Here is a 16,967-nt window from a genome sequence, read left to right as displayed (position 1 = left end):
TAGATGAAGAAACTGTTCGCGTTTTTTTCAATGCTGTTACTCAGCCTGACAGCCAACGCAGCGACCCAATTTAAAGAAGGTGAACACTACAAGGTGCTGAATACGCAAGTTTCTAAAAAGCCCATGGTAAGTGAATTTTTCTCTTTCTACTGCCCACACTGTAATACGTTCGAGCCCATCATCCAGCAGCTCAAAGCACAGTTACCGGAAGGGGTAAAACTGCAAAAAAACCACGTTTCCTTTATGGGTGGTGCGATGGGGCCATCAATGAGCAAAGCTTACGCCACCATGATCGCACTTAAAGTCGAAGACAAAATGGTGCCAGTGATGTTCAACCGCATCCACAACATGCGTAAAGCGCCAAAAGATGACGCGGAACTGCGCCAGATCTTCCTTGATGAAGGTGTTGATGCGACTAAATTCGATGCAGCCTTTAACGGTTTCGCCGTCGATTCGATGGTGCGCCGTTTTGACAAGCAGTTTAAAGACAGTGGCCTTTCTGGTGTACCTGCGGTGATTGTAAACAACAAATACCTCGTGCAGGCTCAAGGCATCAAGACCATGGATGAGTATTTCGAACTGGTGAATTTCCTGCTGAAAAAACAGTAAGCACCCAACGACAACTCACAAAAAACAGGGAGCCGTTGTGCTCCCTGATGTTTATCCTTTGTGGATCTCTTTCAACAACTGATCTTTTTCTTGCCAAACATCCCCTAACCAGAGCTGAAATTGGCGTTTATACGGCTTATCGTTGAAGTAATCCCCTTTCACCTGATCATCCACCGGCAGCAAACGAATCTTTACAACCACTTTGCGCATCCGACCCATTAACATATCTTGGAAAGGTTTATCAGTATTTTTCGGGTAGGCTAACGTCACATCGATAATGTGATCAAACTGCTCACCCATCGCCGCGAGTGTATAAGCGATACCGCCGGATTTCGGCTGTAACAGATAATCGTACCCCGCGTTACTTTTGTTTCGTTTTTCAGTCGTAAAGCGAGTGCCTTCCACATAGTTGACCACCGTAGTGGGCGTATGACGAAACTTCTCGCAAGAACGACGCGTCGTTGCCAAATCTTGTCCGCGCTTTTCTGGATGACGGATCAAATATTCACGCGAGTAACGGCGCATAAACGGCATGTCCAATGCCCAACAAGCCATACCAATAAAAGGCACGTACAGCAGTTGTTGCTTGAGAAAGAACTTGGGCATGGGAATGCGATCCTTAAACACGCAACACAACACCACAATATCGGTCCAGCTCAGATGATTACTGATCATCAGATACCATCCCTCTTTTTTCAGCCCTTCGCCGCCTTCGATATCCCATTCGATGCGGTTAAACATCACCAGAATCGCTGCGTTAACCGTCGCCCATAACCACATCATTTTGTTCGCCGCATCGGTTGCTTTCGCTTTCAGCCCTTGAGTCGGCAAGACCAGTTTGACGATCGCAATCAAACAGATCGTCATCGAGCACATTGCAGAATTAAGAATGACCAAAAAAACGTTAATAAAAAGTAACAGATATGCCAACATAGTGATGTTCGAAAACTCTTATATTCGATGAAGAAAAAAACAGCGTGTAATTATACTGCTCCCAGCCCAGTTTGGAATCTTTGTCAAAATGGTCAGATTAGTTTGTGACCAAAAAGGTGGGAAGTCTCTCTCGTCAGGATGAATGGCTAAAGGAATCGCAATGAAAAATCGAATCTTAATCACGACGGCTGCACTGTTTGCTCCGCTCACTCATGCTGCACTCAATGAAGCGGCAGGTTTTAGTGGTGAAATTTCACTGATTACTGGCTTTGGTGCCTCGGAATCTCATTTTAATACCGACGGTAATGCAACCATCAACAGTGACAAGCAAGCCCCCTCAAGTGAAAGTGCGGTGTTGTTCGCGCCCTTAGGTAATATCGCTTACACCTTTGGAGATCAACTCGAGCATCAAGTTTACCTCGGTACCGCGAGAGAGGATATTGCCGTTGGTACCCTTGCCTTTGAGTTGGGTTATCAGTACCAATTGAACTCTGGCGTGGTGATCGATTTTTCATTGTTGCCAACCGTGATGTCAGGAGAAACTTGGCAAGACCCTTATCTGCTCAATCAGAAGCGCACGGTCACCGATGAAAGTGGTATCGCCTATCGCCTGCAGTTTCACAACCTCTGGGGTGGCAATGTTAACCTCGACACCGCATATGGCACCAAAGAACTGGATAAAGACACCATCACCGATCCAAGCCTCAAACGTGATGGCGAAAGTTATTATGCCAAACTGGATTACCGCTACCGACTCAAACCCACCAGCTTTGTCCAACCCGCTGTGGTTTACTTAAAGCATCAAGCGGATGGCAAAGCGGCCTCTTATGATTCACTCGGGGCTGAAGTGAGTTGGTTTAATCTGTTTGCTAAACACCGCTTAGTTCTGACCGCGGGTTATAAAGTGCAAGATTATCAAGCCGCCAGTCAACGATTTGGCAAAACGCGTGAAGACCAACAGCTCAGCCTATTTCTTGCTTATGAATATGCCCAACTGTTCTCTTCCCCCGATTGGTCTTTCGTTGCTCTGGCTGGGTACAACCAAACCGACTCCAATATCAAGTTTTACGAGCAGAGTGATTACTTACTTTCTGTTGGCGTGAACTACAAGTTTTAACTCATCGCCACCGCGGTTTAATCACGTCATAATCGTGATTAAACCGCTTGCAGAGTTAACTGTTTGAGCAAGCGATCCATCGCCCGATAACCGAGTGCTTCGGCTAAGTGTGCACGTGTTATCTGAGGTGCGCCTTCTAAATCGGCAATGGTTCGCGCCACTTTAATGATGCGGTGATAAGCGCGAATCGATAATCCTAAACGGTGCAACGCCGTTTCAAGAAACTCGGCATCTTGCTTACTCAATGGGCAAAACGCTTCGATTTCTCGGCTGCCTAACAGAGCATTAACCTTGCCATTACGAAGCTGCATACGCTCTCTCGCCTGCGCCACTCGCTCCTTCACCACCGCCGTTGGTTCACCTCGGTCACCCCCTTCTGCCAATGTACCTTTGGGTAATGCAGGGATCTCGAGTGACATATCAAAACGATCCAACAGTGGGCCCGATAAACGGCCTAAATAACGCAAAATCGCCTGAGGATTGGCGCGAGCTTGGTTCCCTTCGTAATAGCCCGTTGGGCTCGGATTCAACGCACCGACCAACTGAAAGCGAGCAGGAAAACGAGTTTTACCTTGTGCTCGTGAAATGATGATTTCCCCAGACTCTAGCGGTTCACGCATTGAATCGAGCACTTTGCGCTCAAATTCCGGCATCTCATCCAAAAACAGTAAGCCGTTGTGGGCAAGTGAGATTTCTCCGGGACGCGGAATGGTTCCACCGCCCACCAGCGCCGCCATAGAACTTGAGTGATGCGGCGCGCGAAATGGCCGCTGCTTCCAATTGTGCTCGTTGATATCGCTTTGTGTTAAAGAAGCCACCGCTGCCGTTTCCATCGCCTCTTCCTCACTCATTTCAGGCAACAAATCTCGCAAACGTGACGCCAGCATGGTTTTTCCGGTCCCAGGAGGCCCTAAAAACAACAAATTGTGATTGCCTGCCGCTGCAATTTCTAGCGCTCGCTTTCCTTGTTGTTGACCAATGATGTCTTGTAAATCTCGACCATGTGATGAGGGCTGCAATGCTTGCTTGGTTTGATGTAATGACAGGGCTTGCTGGCCACATAAATGGGCACAAACTTCAATCAGCGAGCACGCCGACTTATGCATGTTCTTGCCCACCAGGGCGGCTTGATCCCCATTCGCATGAGGTACCACCAAACTGCGGGAGACCCCTTTGGCGGCAAGAGCAGCTGGCAACACCCCTTTCACCGCTCGTAGCTCACCACTTAAGGCTAACTCACCGACAAATTCATGTTGCTGGAGAAATTGAACGGAGATCTGCTCAGAAGCAGCTAAAATACCGAGTGCGATCGGCAAATCAAAGCGCCCCCCTTCTTTGGGCAGATCGGCGGGCGCCAAGTTAACGGTGATCCGCTTAGCAGGAAATTGAAAGTTGCTGTTGACGATCGCACTGCGTACGCGATCTTTTGATTCCTTTACGGTGGTTTCCGGCAACCCAACCAAGGTAAATCCCGGTAAGCCGTTACTGATGTGCACTTCCACGCTCACGGAAGGCGCTTCGACGCCCACACTGGCACGGCTATGAATAATCGCCAACCCCATCACTGCCTCTTCAATTTTAGTTGTTCTATAAATACAAGTTTTTTTATACAGAACTGTTATATAGCGTGAAGCGATGAGGCTTAAATGTGAAAAAAGAATGACTTTTTGCTTGTCACGAAACAGTTTTGTGTGTTACCACTAGTGACGCAAACAATTTCGTAGAACATTACACAACATTTTAACGACAGACAGATGAACTTTGCCGCTCAAATTAACTCTCTGATTAACCTGATTATCGTGGTCCTCATTAGCACCGCGCGGGGGAGAGTGGGCGCAAAATAACCACTAGATTTACAAACCCCCGCACTGAAAAGTTCGGGGGTTTTTTTTCAGCCATGGGTTGGCGAAGTTCTAAACTGATTGAATCACATTTAGACAGTTCAGAAATGACGGGAAGTATGGGAGCGCACACTATGTGCAAGATGTATGGAAACGGCTACAACCAAAAGAGTAGTCAAGGAGGCCAACGATGACAGGAGCAGAGTTAGTCGTTGCCGCATTAAAACAGCAAGGCATCAAAACCGTGTTTGGTTACCCAGGTGGTGCCATCATGCCAATCTACGATGCCTTGTATGACGGTGGTGTTGAACACATTTTGTGCCGTCATGAACAAGGGGCTGCGATGGCAGCGATTGGGATGGCGCGAGCCACACAGGATGTCGCGGTGTGTATGGCCACATCGGGCCCCGGAGCCACCAACCTTGTCACTGGTTTAGCCGATGCTTTTCTTGATTCAGTGCCGTTAGTTGCTATCACCGGTCAGGTCGCCAGTTCTCATATCGGCACCGATGCGTTCCAAGAAATGGATGTGATTGGTATGTCGCTATCGTGTACTAAGCACAGTTACCTAGTGACCGACATCAACGAGCTGGCTCCAACCTTGGCGGAAGCCTTTGAAGTAGCCAAAACCGGACGACCGGGCCCAGTGATTGTCGATATCGCCAAAGACGTCCAGCTAGCAAAAGCGCCTGTTGAACTGCTTCCTCCTTTTACGCCTCCAGCATTACCCCAAGTCAGCCAAGTTGATGTGGCTCGAGCCCAAACGCTTCTCGATCAATCCACCCGTCCAGTATTATACGTCGGTGGTGGTGTGCAACTGGCTAAAGCGACCCACACGGTACGCGAATTTTTGCGCCTCAACCCGATGCCTGCCGTCAGCACCTTAAAAGGGTTAGGTACCATCGAGCGTCACGATCCTCACTATTTGGGCATGCTAGGCATGCATGGCACCAAAGCGGCCAACCTCGTGGTGCAAGAAGCGGATCTTTTGCTGGTGGTGGGAGCACGTTTTGATGACCGTGTGACGGGCAAATTAGAAACCTTCGCCCCTCACGCGAAAGTGATCCACATTGATATCGACGCGGCAGAAATCAATAAACTGCGTCACGCGAATGCGCCTTTACGTGGCGATATCAATGTCATCCTGCCTCAGTTAGAACTGACTCGTGATATTTCCCCTTGGGTTCACCATTGTGAAAGCTTACGCAGCGGTTTTAAGTGGCGTTACGACCCCCCGGGAGAGCTCATCTACGCGCCGGGGCTGCTAAAGCAACTTTCCGATCTCATGCCAGACAACACCATCGTCTCCACCGACGTAGGCCAGCATCAGATGTGGGCAGCGCAGCACATTCAGCCACGCGAACCACAAAACTTCATCACCTCTGCTGGCCTTGGCACCATGGGTTTTGGCTTGCCAGCGGCGATGGGCGCCGCGGTGGCAAGACCGGATGCACAGTCGGTGCTGATCTCAGGTGATGGCTCAATCATGATGAACATCCAAGAGTTAGGCACGCTGAAGCGCCGCCAAATCCCAGTCAAAATCGTATTGCTGAACAACCAACGTCTTGGCATGGTGCGTCAGTGGCAATCGCTGTTCTTCGATGGTCGTCACAGTGAAACCATCCTTGATGACAACCCTGATTTCGTCATGCTGGCGAAAGCCTTCGACATTCCGGGCAAAACCATTACCAAGAAAGAAGAAGTGGAACCGGCACTCAAAGAGATGCTCGCAAGCAAAACGTCTTACTTGCTGCATGTGCTGATTGATGAAGAAGAAAATGTGTGGCCGCTGGTACCGCCAGGTGCGTCAAACAGTGATATGTTGGAAAACACCTAGGAGAGCCACTGATGGAACGTTATTTATTAGACATCAAAGCCGATGACAAACCCGTGCTGTTAGAGCGTGTTCTCCGTGTGATTCGCCACCGCGGCTTTGTCATCAAACAAGTTGCTGCAACGCAAAACCATGAGAGCAAGGTCGCCAGTGTCGAAATCATCGTAGACAGCGATCGCCCTATCTCATTTCTCACCAATCAAATTGAAAAATTGTGGGATATTCGTAGTGTTGAGGTAATGAAGATTCGTAACGACGAACTCCCTAACAACAATCTACAACAACACGTAAGTGCATAAGGAAGGCAATAATGGCAACGAAAACAGCAGATTATATCTGGTTTAATGGCAAGATGGTTCCCTGGGCAGAAGCGAATGTACACGTTCTGACTCACGCCATGCACTACGGCACCTCCGTGTTTGAAGGGGTTCGCTGTTACAACACGCCAAAAGGCCCGATTGTCTTCCGTCACCAAGAACATGCACAGCGCCTGAAAGATTCAGCCAAGATTTATCGCTTCCCAATCCCCTTTTCGGTGGAAGAGATCATGGAAGCGACTCGCGAAACTCTGCGTCAAAACAAGCTGGATAATGCCTATATTCGTCCACTGGCGTTTGTTGGCAACGTTGGCTTGGGCGTTTGTCCTCCGACCGACACAGAAATGGATCTGATCATTGCCGCCTTCCCTTGGGGCTCTTACTTAGGGGAAGAAGCGTTGGAAAATGGCGTTGATGCCATGGTCTCAAGCTGGAACCGCGCCGCGCCAAACACGATCCCAACCGCAGCGAAAGCGGGTGGCAACTACCTTTCTTCTCTCCTGGTTGGTGGTGAAGCACGTCGACATGGTTATGCCGAAGGGATTGCATTGAGTGTTGATGGTTACCTTTCAGAAGGCGCCGGTGAAAACATTTTCGTGATCAAAAATGGCGTCATCACAACACCACCTGCAACGGCCGCGATTCTACCGGGCATCACTCGTGACTCAATCATGACACTGGCGCGTGAGATGGGTTATGAAGTGCGTGAAGCCAATATTGCACGTGAAGCCCTCTACTTGGCAGACGAAGTCTTTATGACGGGCACAGCTGCAGAAGTGGTTCCAGTGCGTAGTGTCGATCAAATTCAAGTGGGCGCAGGTAAACGCGGCCCAATCACCAAAGCCGTTCAAGAAGCGTACTTTGGCTTATTCAATGGCACCACCGAAGATAAGTGGGGCTGGTTAGATTACGTGTACCCAGAGAAGAAGTAGGGAGACAACAGAATGCCTAAATACAGATCAGCCACCACCACTCATGGTCGCAACATGGCCGGTGCACGCGCACTATGGCGTGCCACAGGCGTAAAAGATGAAGACTTCGGCAAACCAATTATTGCCGTGGTCAACTCCTTTACTCAGTTCGTACCAGGCCACGTACACCTAAAAGACCTTGGCCAATTGGTGGCAAGAGAAATTGAAGCGGCTGGCGGCATTGCCAAAGAATTCAACACCATCGCGGTAGATGATGGTATCGCCATGGGTCACGGAGGCATGCTTTATTCACTGCCTTCTCGTGAATTGATTGCTGACTCGGTGGAATACATGGTCAACGCGCACTGTGCCGATGCCATGGTATGTATCTCCAACTGTGACAAAATCACCCCGGGAATGCTGATGGCGTCAATGCGCCTTAATATCCCGGTGATCTTTGTCTCGGGCGGGCCAATGGAAGCGGGTAAAACCAAGCTTTCAGATCAGATCATCAAGCTGGATCTGGTCGATGCCATGATCCAAGGCGCGGATCCTAAAGTCTCCGATGAGCAGAGCGAACAGATCGAGCGCAGCGCTTGCCCTACCTGTGGTTCCTGCTCGGGCATGTTCACCGCCAACTCGATGAACTGCCTCACCGAAGCGCTTGGCCTTTCTCAGCCAGGTAACGGCTCCTTGCTCGCAACGCATGCCGATCGCAAACAACTGTTTATCAGTGCAGGCCAACGCATTGTCGAACTGACCAAGCGTTACTATGAGCAAGATGATGAAAGCGCACTGCCACGCAACATTGCAACCAAAGCAGCATTTGAAAACGCCATGGCGCTAGACATCGCCATGGGCGGTTCAACCAACACCGTTTTACACCTATTGGCTGCGGCGCAAGAAGGTGAGGTGGATTTTGACATGACAGACATTGATCGCATGTCACGCATGGTGCCTCACCTATGTAAAGTGGCGCCATCAACCCAGAAATACCACATGGAAGATGTGCATCGCGCGGGTGGCGTAGTGGGTATTTTGGGTGAACTAAACCGAGCGGGCCTGCTGCACAATCAATCGAAAACCGTGCTTGGCCTCACTTGGGAAGAGCAGCTTGCCCAATACGACATCATGCTGACCGATTCGGAAGAAGTGAAACGCTTCTACCGCGCAGGCCCTGCGGGTATTCGTACCACTCAAGCATTCTCGCAAGATTGCCGCTGGGACACCTTAGACGACGATCGCGCCCAAGGCTGTATTCGCACCAAAGAAAACGCCTTTAGCCAAGATGGCGGCCTCGCTGTCCTCAAAGGCAACATTGCGCTGGATGGCTGTATCGTTAAGACGGCGGGTGTGGATGAAAGCATTCTTAAATTCACGGGCCCTGCAGTGGTCTTTGAAAGCCAAGAAGACGCGGTGGAAGGTATCTTGGGTGGTAAAGTCAAAGCAGGCGATGTGGTGGTGATTCGCTACGAAGGTCCGAAAGGCGGCCCAGGCATGCAAGAGATGCTCTACCCTACCACTTATTTGAAATCGATGGGCCTTGGCAAAGCGTGTGCGCTACTGACTGACGGACGTTTCTCTGGCGGCACATCGGGTCTTTCTATCGGCCACGCCTCACCTGAAGCGGCCAACGGTGGCGCGATCGGTTTGGTCAAACAGGGCGACTTGATTGCCATCGACATTCCAAACCGCACGATTTCTCTGCAAGTTTCCGAGCAAGAAATGGCAGAGCGCCGAGCAGAACAAGACGCACTTGGCTGGAAACCCGTCTCTCGCCAACGCGAAGTGTCGTTTGCACTGAAAGCCTACGCCAGCATGGCAACCAGTGCCGACAAAGGCGCGGTACGAGACAAGTCAAAGCTTGAGGGCTAAGCAATGTCATTAACCCAACAAACTGGCGCAGACTATCTGCGCCAGATATTGCGCGCTCCAGTGTATGAAGTGGCGACCGTCACCCCTTTGCAAGAGATGCCGCGTTTATCGGCACGTATTGGTAACAATGTGCAGATCAAACGTGAAGACCGCCAGCCGGTGCATTCGTTTAAGTTACGTGGTGCTTACAATATGGTGGCCAATCTGTCGCAAGCGCAGAAGGACGCGGGGGTGATTGCTGCCTCTGCGGGCAACCATGCGCAAGGCATGGCTCTGTCAGGAACGCGCCTTGGCATTGAAACCACCATCGTGATGCCTCGCACGACGCCAGATATCAAAGTCGACGCAGTGCGCGGCTTTGGCGGCAAAGTCGTCTTGCACGGCAGCAACTTCGATGAAGCCAAAGCCGAGGCCGAACGCCTTTCTCAAGAGAAAGGCTACACCTTTGTTCCTCCTTTCGATCACCCTTTAGTGATTGCTGGACAAGGCACCATCGGCATGGAAATGCTGCAGCAAAACGGCCATCTCGACCACATTTTCGTCCCTGTCGGGGGCGGTGGTTTAGCCGCTGGTGTGGCGGTGTTGGTGAAACAACTGATGCCAGAGATCAAAGTCATTGCGGTGGAGCCCGAAGATTCTGCCTGCCTTAAGGCGGCATTGGATGCAGGTGAGCCGGTTGTGCTGGATCAAGTCAGTATGTTTGCTGATGGTGTGGCAGTAAAACGCATTGGCGATGAAACTTTCCGTCTATGCCAGCACTACATTGACGATCACGTCACCGTCTCCAGTGATGAAATCTGCGCGGCGGTTAAAGATATTTTCGAAGACACCCGTGCGATTGCCGAGCCTTCCGGGGCACTGGCGCTGGCGGGGCTGAAAAAGTATGCCGAGAAGCACAAGCTCAAAGGGCGCAACTTGGGTACCGTACTTTCGGGTGCTAATACCAACTTCCATGGTTTGCGTTATGTTTCTGAGCGCTGTGAGCTGGGTGAAAAACGTGAAGGCTTGCTTGCGGTGACCATTCCAGAGCGCAAAGGGGCATTTTTTGAGTTCTGCCATTTGATTGGTGGACGTGCGGTAACGGAGTTCAACTACCGTTACAACGACGACTCTCTGGCCAATATTTTTGTCGGCGTTCGCCTGCAAAATGGTCAAGAAGAGTTGGATGGTATCATTCGTGACTTACGTGAAGGCGGCTACCCTGTGGTCGACCTTTCTGAGGATGAAATGGCCAAGCTGCACGTACGCTACATGATTGGCGGAAAACCGTCCAAACCACTTAAAGAGCGCTTATACAGCTTTGAGTTTCCAGAATACCCAGGCGCGCTACTTAAGTTCCTTAGCACACTGGGCACACACTGGAACATTAGCCTGTTTAACTACCGCAACCATGGGGCTGATTATGGCCGCGTACTGTGTGGCTTTGAGCTTGATGAGAGTGATTTAGCTCGCTTTTCGGCGCATTTGCGCGAACTTGGCTACCAATGCAAAGATGTTACGGATAACCCATCCTACCGTTTCTTTCTTTCCTAACTCGATCCAAACGCCCTGTTATACACGGGGCGTTTTTTAGCTCAGCAACCAATCTTGATGCAGTTGATGTGAGTTTCCTAAGTAGTCCACCATCCACTGAATCAACTTGTGATTGTCATCTTTTCGCCATACCAAGCAACATTGACTCAGCGGTTTGTCGTCCGGTAGCACCTTTTCCACCAGCACACCATCGTTGATCAGTGGCATGGCAATATGACGCGGCATATAACCTACGCCAACGCCATTTTTTAAACACTCGATGGCACTGTACCAATTGGGTAACAACAAACGACGCTGCTGCGGGTAATGCCCAGTATGGCGCTTAGGCAACACACTCGAGGTATCATCCAAGCAGATCGCAGGAAACTGACTGACAAACGCTTCTGTCAGCACTTGCTGACGCACGCAAGGGTGCGCTGGTGACATGACAAACGCCCAATCCAATCGTCCCATATCGCGCACTTCAAAATCCCCCCCAACAGGAATGGCGGAGGTGGCGCCGATGACTATATCCGCACGCCCTTGAGCAATCGCCTCCCAAGATCCATTGAACACTTCCATATTGATTTGCAGTTCTGCAAAATCAAATTCGCGATAGAAATCCTCGACCAAAGGTTTGAGCTTATCGAGCTTGACCACGTTATCCAACGTTAACTTCAGTGTGGATTGCCAGCCTTGCGCCGCGCGCCGCGTCTGCGATTTCACTTCTTCCATCTGCCTCAACAACATGCGTGCTTCTGCGATGAACAGCTCACCAGCTGGGGTCAGTTCTACTTTTCTCGGTAAACGACGAAACAGCAACACGCCAAGTTCTTGTTCCACTTGACGCACACCATAGCTGATAGCCGAAGGCACTTTGTGCAAAACCTCAGCGGCGGCAGTAAAACTGCCTAAACGAGCGACGGTATCCAACATTTCTAGCGACGGTTTTGAAAACACAGTCTACCTTTCAAAATTTTTGATTGATAACCACGAATTTTAGCGTTTTATTTTATCAAAAGCGAAAAATAGAATAGCAGGGCATATAAATCAGGGTTGGCGCCAACTGATCACAAAACATTTGTAGTGAAAAAAATTGAATGGAATAACTATGAACATTTCAAAATTACAGCTTGTGTATCTTGCAGCCCTCTCGATGCTCGGCTTTGTCGCAACAGACATGTATCTCCCTGCTTTTAAAGCGATGGAAATCGACTTTATGACCGGACCAGAACAGATCGCGCTCTCTTTAACCGTTTTCTTGGTCGGCATGGCAGTCGGTCAACTGCTTTGGGGCCTTGCCTCTGATAAGTTTGGCCACCGTAATACCTTGGCAGCGGGCCTTGCTCTGTTTACGCTGGCCTCATTCGGTTTGGCGTTCAGTGATCAAGTTTGGCAACTGCTCAGCTTGCGTTTTGTGCAAGCGATCGGGGTGTGCGCGCCGGCCGTGATCTGGCAAGCCATGGTCATCAAACGTTACTCCAGCAGTAGCCAACAAATTTTTGCTACCATTATGCCGCTGGTGGCGCTTTCTCCTGCGCTCGCCCCTCAGTTGGGTGTTGTATTAGCAGATAGCTTTGGTTGGCACAGTATTTTTGTCGCGTTAACGGTACTGGGATTGGTTTTAGTTGCAGCAACAATGGCACAGCCTAGTGTCGCCAATGAGCCAAAGCAAAGCAGTGTAACATCGGATATCAAACATCTGCTCAGCTCAAAAACCTACTTGGGCAACGTGCTGATGTTCGCCACTGCGTCTGCCGCTTTCTTTGCTTACCTGACCGGTATGCCTGAAATCATGGCGCAGCTTGGCTACGATGCCAAAGACATCGGCATGAGCTTTGTGCCGCAAACCATCGCGTTTATGGTCGGCGGATACTTAGGTAAAGTTGGCGTACGTAAATTTGGTGATGAAAAAGTCCTTCGTCAACTGATTGGTCTGTTTAGCGTCGCCGCACTGCTGATTTTCATCGCATCACAATGGCAGTTAACCTCGATTTGGCCAATCTTAGCGCCATTCTGTCTGATTGCTGTAGCGAATGGTGCCCTTTACCCTATCGTGGTTAACCGCGCACTTGCCAGTGCTAAGCAAAGCCCAGCCACGGCCGCAGGTTTGCAAAACAGCTTACAGATCACCGTCAGCAGCTTATCAAGCGCACTGGTCGCCGCTCTTGCTAGCCAAGCGCAAGCAGTCACCGGTATGGCGATTATTCTCTGCATGGGTGGACTTTGGATCGGCTATATTGTGTCGAACAAAGAACTTTCTCAGCACTTCACGACACCAGACAATGCACGTGTGGTGAGTGATGAAGAGATCTAATCTCTAGCTACAAAAGAGCCGCATAATGAGTATGCGGCTCTATGTTTTGAGGCGAAGCTAATAGCCAGTTATAACCCTTTTAGTCCCCATTTTTCTGCGGTCTGTTTAAAGAAACCTTGTGTCTTTTTCAGTTCAACCCAATGGTTAACGTAATTAATCCAAACTTGATCATCCTGTGGCAATAGCATGGCGATCGGTGTCGGCTTGCGCGGCTCTTTGACGGGTACAATCGCCAATTGCTGAAATTTCTCCACCAGCGTCGCCGCTTCTACATTTGAGGTCACAGAAACATCCGCTCGTTTGGCCAGCAGCTCTTGGAAATCACGGGCTGGGGCTTCGATCACGATGTGCTGCGCGGAAGGGAAAAACTCCTTCACCATTTTTTCTTGTACGGTCCCCAGAGTCGCTGCCACTTTTACATCCGCTTTATCAAAATCGCTCCAATCAGAGTACTTAGCGAGATCTTTTTTCTGCACCACAGGCACAAACGCAAGATAAAAGTAAGGCTGACTGTAACCAGCCACTTTCGCGCGAGACATACTCAGCGAAGCGCTGCCTGTCATGTCATACTTATCTGCGGTGATACCATTAACTAACGTTTTCCAATCCGTCGCCACGTATTCAACCTTGACGCCGAGGTCTTTCGCCAGCTCAGTCGTGACATCGATATCAAAACCACGATAACTGTTACTAGCTGGATCTTTCATCGTCATCGGGTTCCAATCCCCTGTCGTACCGACTCGTAATACCCCGTTGTCGAGAATCTCATTCAAACGACTTTGTGCATTAGCCAGAGTGGACGCAGCAAGCAAACCAAGCCCCAACGCTAACCAAGTTTTTTTCATTTTATTTTCCTTTAACTTATTGTTCCGTAATTAGTTGAGATTTCGCGTTACATCATTGATAACATAGCAGCAACACAACCATTTTTTTAGTTGATATAAGGTGTAGTGTGACCTGTCGATATTTATGTTTAATGATGTTACTGCCACTGACTGGCTGTTCTGACTATCAATGGGGCTGGTATGTGCTTGATCCGACGACCGAGCAAGGCCTAACGAACGTGAAGTTTCTTATCGCTGGCTTTGCCGACACCATCAGCGTATCGCTACTCAGTATGCTGTTTGCCATGACTCTGGGCTTAATGGTTGCCCTACCGGCCCTTTCTCCCCGCAAATCCCTACAACGCTTAAACCGGATTTACGTTGAAGTAATACGTGCCATTCCCGTGTTGGTTCTGCTGTTGTGGGTGTATTACGGCCTACCCACATTACTCGATGTTTCACTAGACCATTATTGGGCGGGAATTATTGCACTAACGATCGCGGAAAGTGCATTTATGGCAGAAGTGTTTCGCGGTGGCATTCAATCTATCGGTCGTGGCCAACATGAAGCAGCAAAGTCGCTTGGTCTCAACTATTGGCAAAAAATGCGTTTGGTGATTTTGCCGCAAGCATTTCGTCAGATGCTGCCCGCGCTCGGCAACCAGTTTGTTTATATTCTCAAGATGAGCTCATTGGTCAGTGTCATTGGTCTAAGTGATTTGACGAGGCGAGCCAATGAGTTGGTGGTGAATGAGTACTTACCTCTAGAGATTTATACTTTCTTAGTGCTGGAATATTTGCTGTTGATCTTGATGGTGTCTCAAGCCGTACGTTGGCTAGAAAAGCGCAGTGCCATTCCCAGCCATTAGTTCGTCATAACCATAAAAAACGCCGCTATTGCAGCGGCGTTTTTGTTATCCAGCGATAATTACTTTTTCTTAACTGGGCGTTGCCAGCCTGTAATTTTGCGTTCTTTGGCGCGAGTAATCACTAACTCACCTTCTGCAACATCTTTGGTCAAGGTGGTACCGGCACCAATAGTTGCACCATCAGCAATCGTCACCGGAGCGACCAGTTGGCTATCTGAACCAACAAACACGTCGTTACCGATGATGGTTTTGAATTTGTTAGCGCCATCGTAGTTGCAGGTAATAGTACCAGCACCGATATTGGTGCGTTGACCGATTTCAGCATCGCCAAGATAAGTCAGGTGGTTGGCTTTAGACCCCTCACCAATACGTGCATTTTTTACTTCGACAAAGTTACCCACGTGAGAGTCGTTACACATCTCAGCGCCAGGACGCAGACGAGTAAACGGACCAACGGTACATTGCTCACCCACTGTTGCACCTTCAATAACACTGTATGGACGAACGATGGTGTTATCATCGATTTCACAGTCTTTTAGCACACAGCCTGCACCGATAACCACGTTATCACCAAGGGAGACGTTACCTTCAATGATCACATTCACATCGATTTCAACATCAAGGCCACACTGCAGTTCACCACGTAGGTCAAAGCGCGCAGGATCACGCAACATCACACCTTGCTCAAGCAGCTTGTTCGCTTGGGCTGCTTGGAATGCACGCTCAAGACGAGCCAACTGAGCGCGATCATTCACCCCTTCCACTTCGATTGGGCTAACTGGGTGAACCGCTTCAACCGCATTGCCTTCATCATGCGCAGCAGCAATGACGTCTGTTAGGTAGTACTCACCTTGAGCATTGTTATTATTTAAGCCAGCAAGCCAACGCTTCAGATCACCGCCGGTCGCTACCATTACGCCCGTGTTGATCTCTTTAATTAGTTTTTGCTCTTCATTCGCGTCTTTTTGCTCGACGATCGCCACCACAGGACCGTTTTTACGTACGATGCGACCGTAGCCAGTTGGATTGTCTAGAACGACTGTTAATAATGCGATACCGCCTTTAGGCTGGGCATCGAGCAAACTTTCAATGGTTTCAGAAGAGATAAGTGGAACGTCACCGTATAGCACGAGGATTTTTTCATCGTCCTGAAACTGAGGAGAGGCTTGATCCACCGCGTGGCCAGTACCCAATTGTTCAGCTTGCAGCACCCAATTAACCGGCTCTTCCGCCAACGCAGCCTGCATTTGGTCACCACCGTGGCCGTACACCAAATGAATGTTCTGAGCACCTAAGCCTGTGCAAGTATCAATCACATGCTTCACCATTGGCTTACCTGCAAGCGTGTGCAGCACCTTGGGCATGTTTGAGTACATACGGGTTCCTTTCCCCGCCGCGAGAATCACCGCGCTAAATTTCATTATTTATAACCTATTGACGTTGCCAAAAATTCTGTCGGCTATTTTACCCAGCTAATGACGAATAGTTAACTTATGGATAAAAATTTCTAATAAAAATTAAGCAAAAAGGCGGTCAAATTGACCGCCTTTATCACTATTAAAACACCGCTAAAATTAACGACGTTTCTTTGTCAGCTCGATAACACGAAGCTGAGCAATGGCTTTAGCCAGTTCACTGGCCGCTTGTGCGAAGTCCATATCGCCATGCTGGTTGAGAATATTCTCTTTCGCACGACGTTTTGCTTCTTCTGCCTTCGCTGCGTCTAGTTCTTCACCACGAATCGCAGTATCAGCCAGTACTGTTGCAGTACCAGGCTGAACTTCTACGATACCACCAGAGACATAAATGAACTCTTCTTCGCCGTGAAGTTTAACAATACGCACCATACCAGGCTTGATAGCGGTCAGCAGCGGTGTGTGGCCATGGAAAATACCCAGCTCACCCTCGCTACCGGTCACCTGAAACGTTTCAACGCGACCAGAAAAGATTTTCTTCTCCGCGCTTACTACATCCAGATGAAAGGTTATTGCTGCCATATCGCCTCCTA

At 49.5% G+C, this 16,967-nt stretch carries 15 protein-coding genes; 9 read left to right on the top strand and 6 right to left on the bottom strand.

Going from position 1 to position 16,967, the window contains the following annotated elements:
• The first annotated feature begins 3 nt into the window (after positions 1–3).
• On the top strand, positions 4–609 hold the full coding sequence (locus tag AOT11_RS07015) for a thiol:disulfide interchange protein DsbA/DsbL (RefSeq protein ID WP_017419859.1): 606 nt from the start codon (positions 4–6) through the stop codon (positions 607–609).
• Positions 610–660: 51 nt separating this feature from the next.
• Here the strand turns inward: AOT11_RS07015 and AOT11_RS07010 are convergent, their stop codons facing one another.
• Positions 661–1,542 carry an acyltransferase gene (locus AOT11_RS07010; RefSeq protein ID WP_017419858.1) on the bottom strand — a complete coding sequence of 294 codons (882 nt, stop codon included), beginning with the start codon at positions 1,540–1,542 and terminating at the stop codon, positions 661–663.
• Positions 1,543–1,684: 142 nt separating this feature from the next.
• Between AOT11_RS07010 and AOT11_RS07005 the strand changes: the two genes are divergently transcribed.
• Entirely contained in the window at positions 1,685–2,659 is a 975-nt protein-coding gene (locus AOT11_RS07005) for a DUF2860 domain-containing protein (protein ID WP_017419857.1), read from the top strand.
• Positions 2,660–2,697: 38 nt separating this feature from the next.
• On the opposite strand, the gene AOT11_RS07000 is transcribed toward AOT11_RS07005, so the two are convergent.
• Positions 2,698–4,221: a YifB family Mg chelatase-like AAA ATPase gene (locus tag AOT11_RS07000; protein WP_026050370.1), complete on the bottom strand. Its 1,524-nt coding sequence runs from the start codon at positions 4,219–4,221 to the stop codon at positions 2,698–2,700.
• Between the two features lie 469 nt (positions 4,222–4,690).
• Here AOT11_RS07000 and ilvG point away from each other — a divergent pair, with 469 nt between their 5' ends.
• The 5 genes from ilvG to ilvA are packed head-to-tail and all read left to right on the top strand — an operon-like array spanning position 4,691 to position 10,970.
• Entirely contained in the window at positions 4,691–6,337 is a 1,647-nt protein-coding gene (gene ilvG / locus AOT11_RS06995; protein WP_017419855.1) for an acetolactate synthase 2 catalytic subunit, read from the top strand.
• A gap of 11 nt (positions 6,338–6,348) precedes the next feature.
• Entirely contained in the window at positions 6,349–6,633 is a 285-nt protein-coding gene (ilvM, locus tag AOT11_RS06990) for an acetolactate synthase 2 small subunit (RefSeq protein WP_011079065.1), read from the top strand.
• Positions 6,634–6,644: 11 nt separating this feature from the next.
• Positions 6,645–7,583, top strand: coding sequence for a branched-chain-amino-acid transaminase (gene ilvE, locus AOT11_RS06985; RefSeq protein ID WP_011079064.1), 939 nt, complete (start codon positions 6,645–6,647; stop codon positions 7,581–7,583).
• Between the two features lie 12 nt (positions 7,584–7,595).
• Entirely contained in the window at positions 7,596–9,437 is a 1,842-nt protein-coding gene (gene ilvD / locus AOT11_RS06980; protein WP_011151437.1) for a dihydroxy-acid dehydratase, read from the top strand.
• A gap of 3 nt (positions 9,438–9,440) precedes the next feature.
• Entirely contained in the window at positions 9,441–10,970 is a 1,530-nt protein-coding gene (gene ilvA / locus AOT11_RS06975; protein WP_017419854.1) for a threonine ammonia-lyase, biosynthetic, read from the top strand.
• A 36-nt stretch (positions 10,971–11,006) separates the two neighbouring features.
• Here the strand turns inward: ilvA and punR are convergent, their stop codons facing one another.
• Positions 11,007–11,909: a DNA-binding transcriptional activator PunR gene (gene punR, locus AOT11_RS06970; RefSeq protein WP_017419853.1), complete on the bottom strand. Its 903-nt coding sequence runs from the start codon at positions 11,907–11,909 to the stop codon at positions 11,007–11,009.
• A gap of 151 nt (positions 11,910–12,060) precedes the next feature.
• On the opposite strand from punR, the gene punC reads away from it, so the two are divergent.
• Positions 12,061–13,266 carry a purine nucleoside transporter PunC gene (gene punC, locus AOT11_RS06965; protein ID WP_017419852.1) on the top strand — a complete coding sequence of 402 codons (1,206 nt, stop codon included), beginning with the start codon at positions 12,061–12,063 and terminating at the stop codon, positions 13,264–13,266.
• A gap of 68 nt (positions 13,267–13,334) precedes the next feature.
• Here the strand turns inward: punC and AOT11_RS06960 are convergent, their stop codons facing one another.
• Entirely contained in the window at positions 13,335–14,111 is a 777-nt protein-coding gene (locus tag AOT11_RS06960) for a transporter substrate-binding domain-containing protein (RefSeq protein WP_026050371.1), read from the bottom strand.
• Positions 14,112–14,218: 107 nt separating this feature from the next.
• Here AOT11_RS06960 and AOT11_RS06955 point away from each other — a divergent pair, with 107 nt between their 5' ends.
• Positions 14,219–14,959: an amino acid ABC transporter permease gene (locus AOT11_RS06955; protein WP_011079058.1), complete on the top strand. Its 741-nt coding sequence runs from the start codon at positions 14,219–14,221 to the stop codon at positions 14,957–14,959.
• Positions 14,960–15,018: 59 nt separating this feature from the next.
• Here the strand turns inward: AOT11_RS06955 and glmU are convergent, their stop codons facing one another.
• Positions 15,019–16,380 (bottom strand): bifunctional UDP-N-acetylglucosamine diphosphorylase/glucosamine-1-phosphate N-acetyltransferase GlmU, encoded by a 1,362-nt coding sequence (glmU, locus tag AOT11_RS06950; protein WP_017419851.1) that lies wholly within the window; start codon positions 16,378–16,380, stop codon positions 15,019–15,021.
• A 153-nt stretch (positions 16,381–16,533) separates the two neighbouring features.
• Complete coding sequence (locus tag AOT11_RS06945) at positions 16,534–16,956, bottom strand: F0F1 ATP synthase subunit epsilon (protein ID WP_011079056.1); 423 nt, start codon at positions 16,954–16,956, stop codon at positions 16,534–16,536.
• Between the last annotated feature and the right edge of the window lie 11 nt (positions 16,957–16,967).

It is taken from the genome of Vibrio vulnificus NBRC 15645 = ATCC 27562, from assembly GCF_002224265.1.
Taxonomy (GTDB): Bacteria; Pseudomonadota; Gammaproteobacteria; order Enterobacterales; family Vibrionaceae; genus Vibrio; species Vibrio vulnificus.
Note: the sequence above shows the minus strand (reverse complement) of the source record. Positions and strands in the feature narration are given on the sequence as shown.

Excerpts from the sequence above, each read along its gene's own strand:
- AOT11_RS07005 (WP_017419857.1), top strand. The coding sequence starts at position 1,685 with ATGGCTAAAGGAATCGCAATGAAAAATCGAATCTTAATCACGACGGCT.
- AOT11_RS07015 (WP_017419859.1), top strand. The coding sequence starts at position 4 with ATGAAGAAACTGTTCGCGTTTTTTTCAATGCTGTTACTCAGCCTGACA.
- AOT11_RS06960 (WP_026050371.1), bottom strand. The coding sequence starts at position 14,111 with ATGAAAAAAACTTGGTTAGCGTTGGGGCTTGGTTTGCTTGCTGCGTCC.
- AOT11_RS07010 (WP_017419858.1), bottom strand. The coding sequence starts at position 1,542 with ATGTTGGCATATCTGTTACTTTTTATTAACGTTTTTTTGGTCATTCTT.
- ilvE (WP_011079064.1), top strand. The coding sequence starts at position 6,645 with ATGGCAACGAAAACAGCAGATTATATCTGGTTTAATGGCAAGATGGTT.
- punC (WP_017419852.1), top strand. The coding sequence starts at position 12,061 with ATGAACATTTCAAAATTACAGCTTGTGTATCTTGCAGCCCTCTCGATG.
- ilvA (WP_017419854.1), top strand. The coding sequence starts at position 9,441 with ATGTCATTAACCCAACAAACTGGCGCAGACTATCTGCGCCAGATATTG.
- glmU (WP_017419851.1), bottom strand. The coding sequence starts at position 16,380 with ATGAAATTTAGCGCGGTGATTCTCGCGGCGGGGAAAGGAACCCGTATG.
- ilvG (WP_017419855.1), top strand. The coding sequence starts at position 4,691 with ATGACAGGAGCAGAGTTAGTCGTTGCCGCATTAAAACAGCAAGGCATC.
- ilvM (WP_011079065.1), top strand. The coding sequence starts at position 6,349 with ATGGAACGTTATTTATTAGACATCAAAGCCGATGACAAACCCGTGCTG.
- AOT11_RS06945 (WP_011079056.1), bottom strand. The coding sequence starts at position 16,956 with ATGGCAGCAATAACCTTTCATCTGGATGTAGTAAGCGCGGAGAAGAAA.
- ilvD (WP_011151437.1), top strand. The coding sequence starts at position 7,596 with ATGCCTAAATACAGATCAGCCACCACCACTCATGGTCGCAACATGGCC.
- AOT11_RS07000 (WP_026050370.1), bottom strand. The coding sequence starts at position 4,221 with ATGGGGTTGGCGATTATTCATAGCCGTGCCAGTGTGGGCGTCGAAGCG.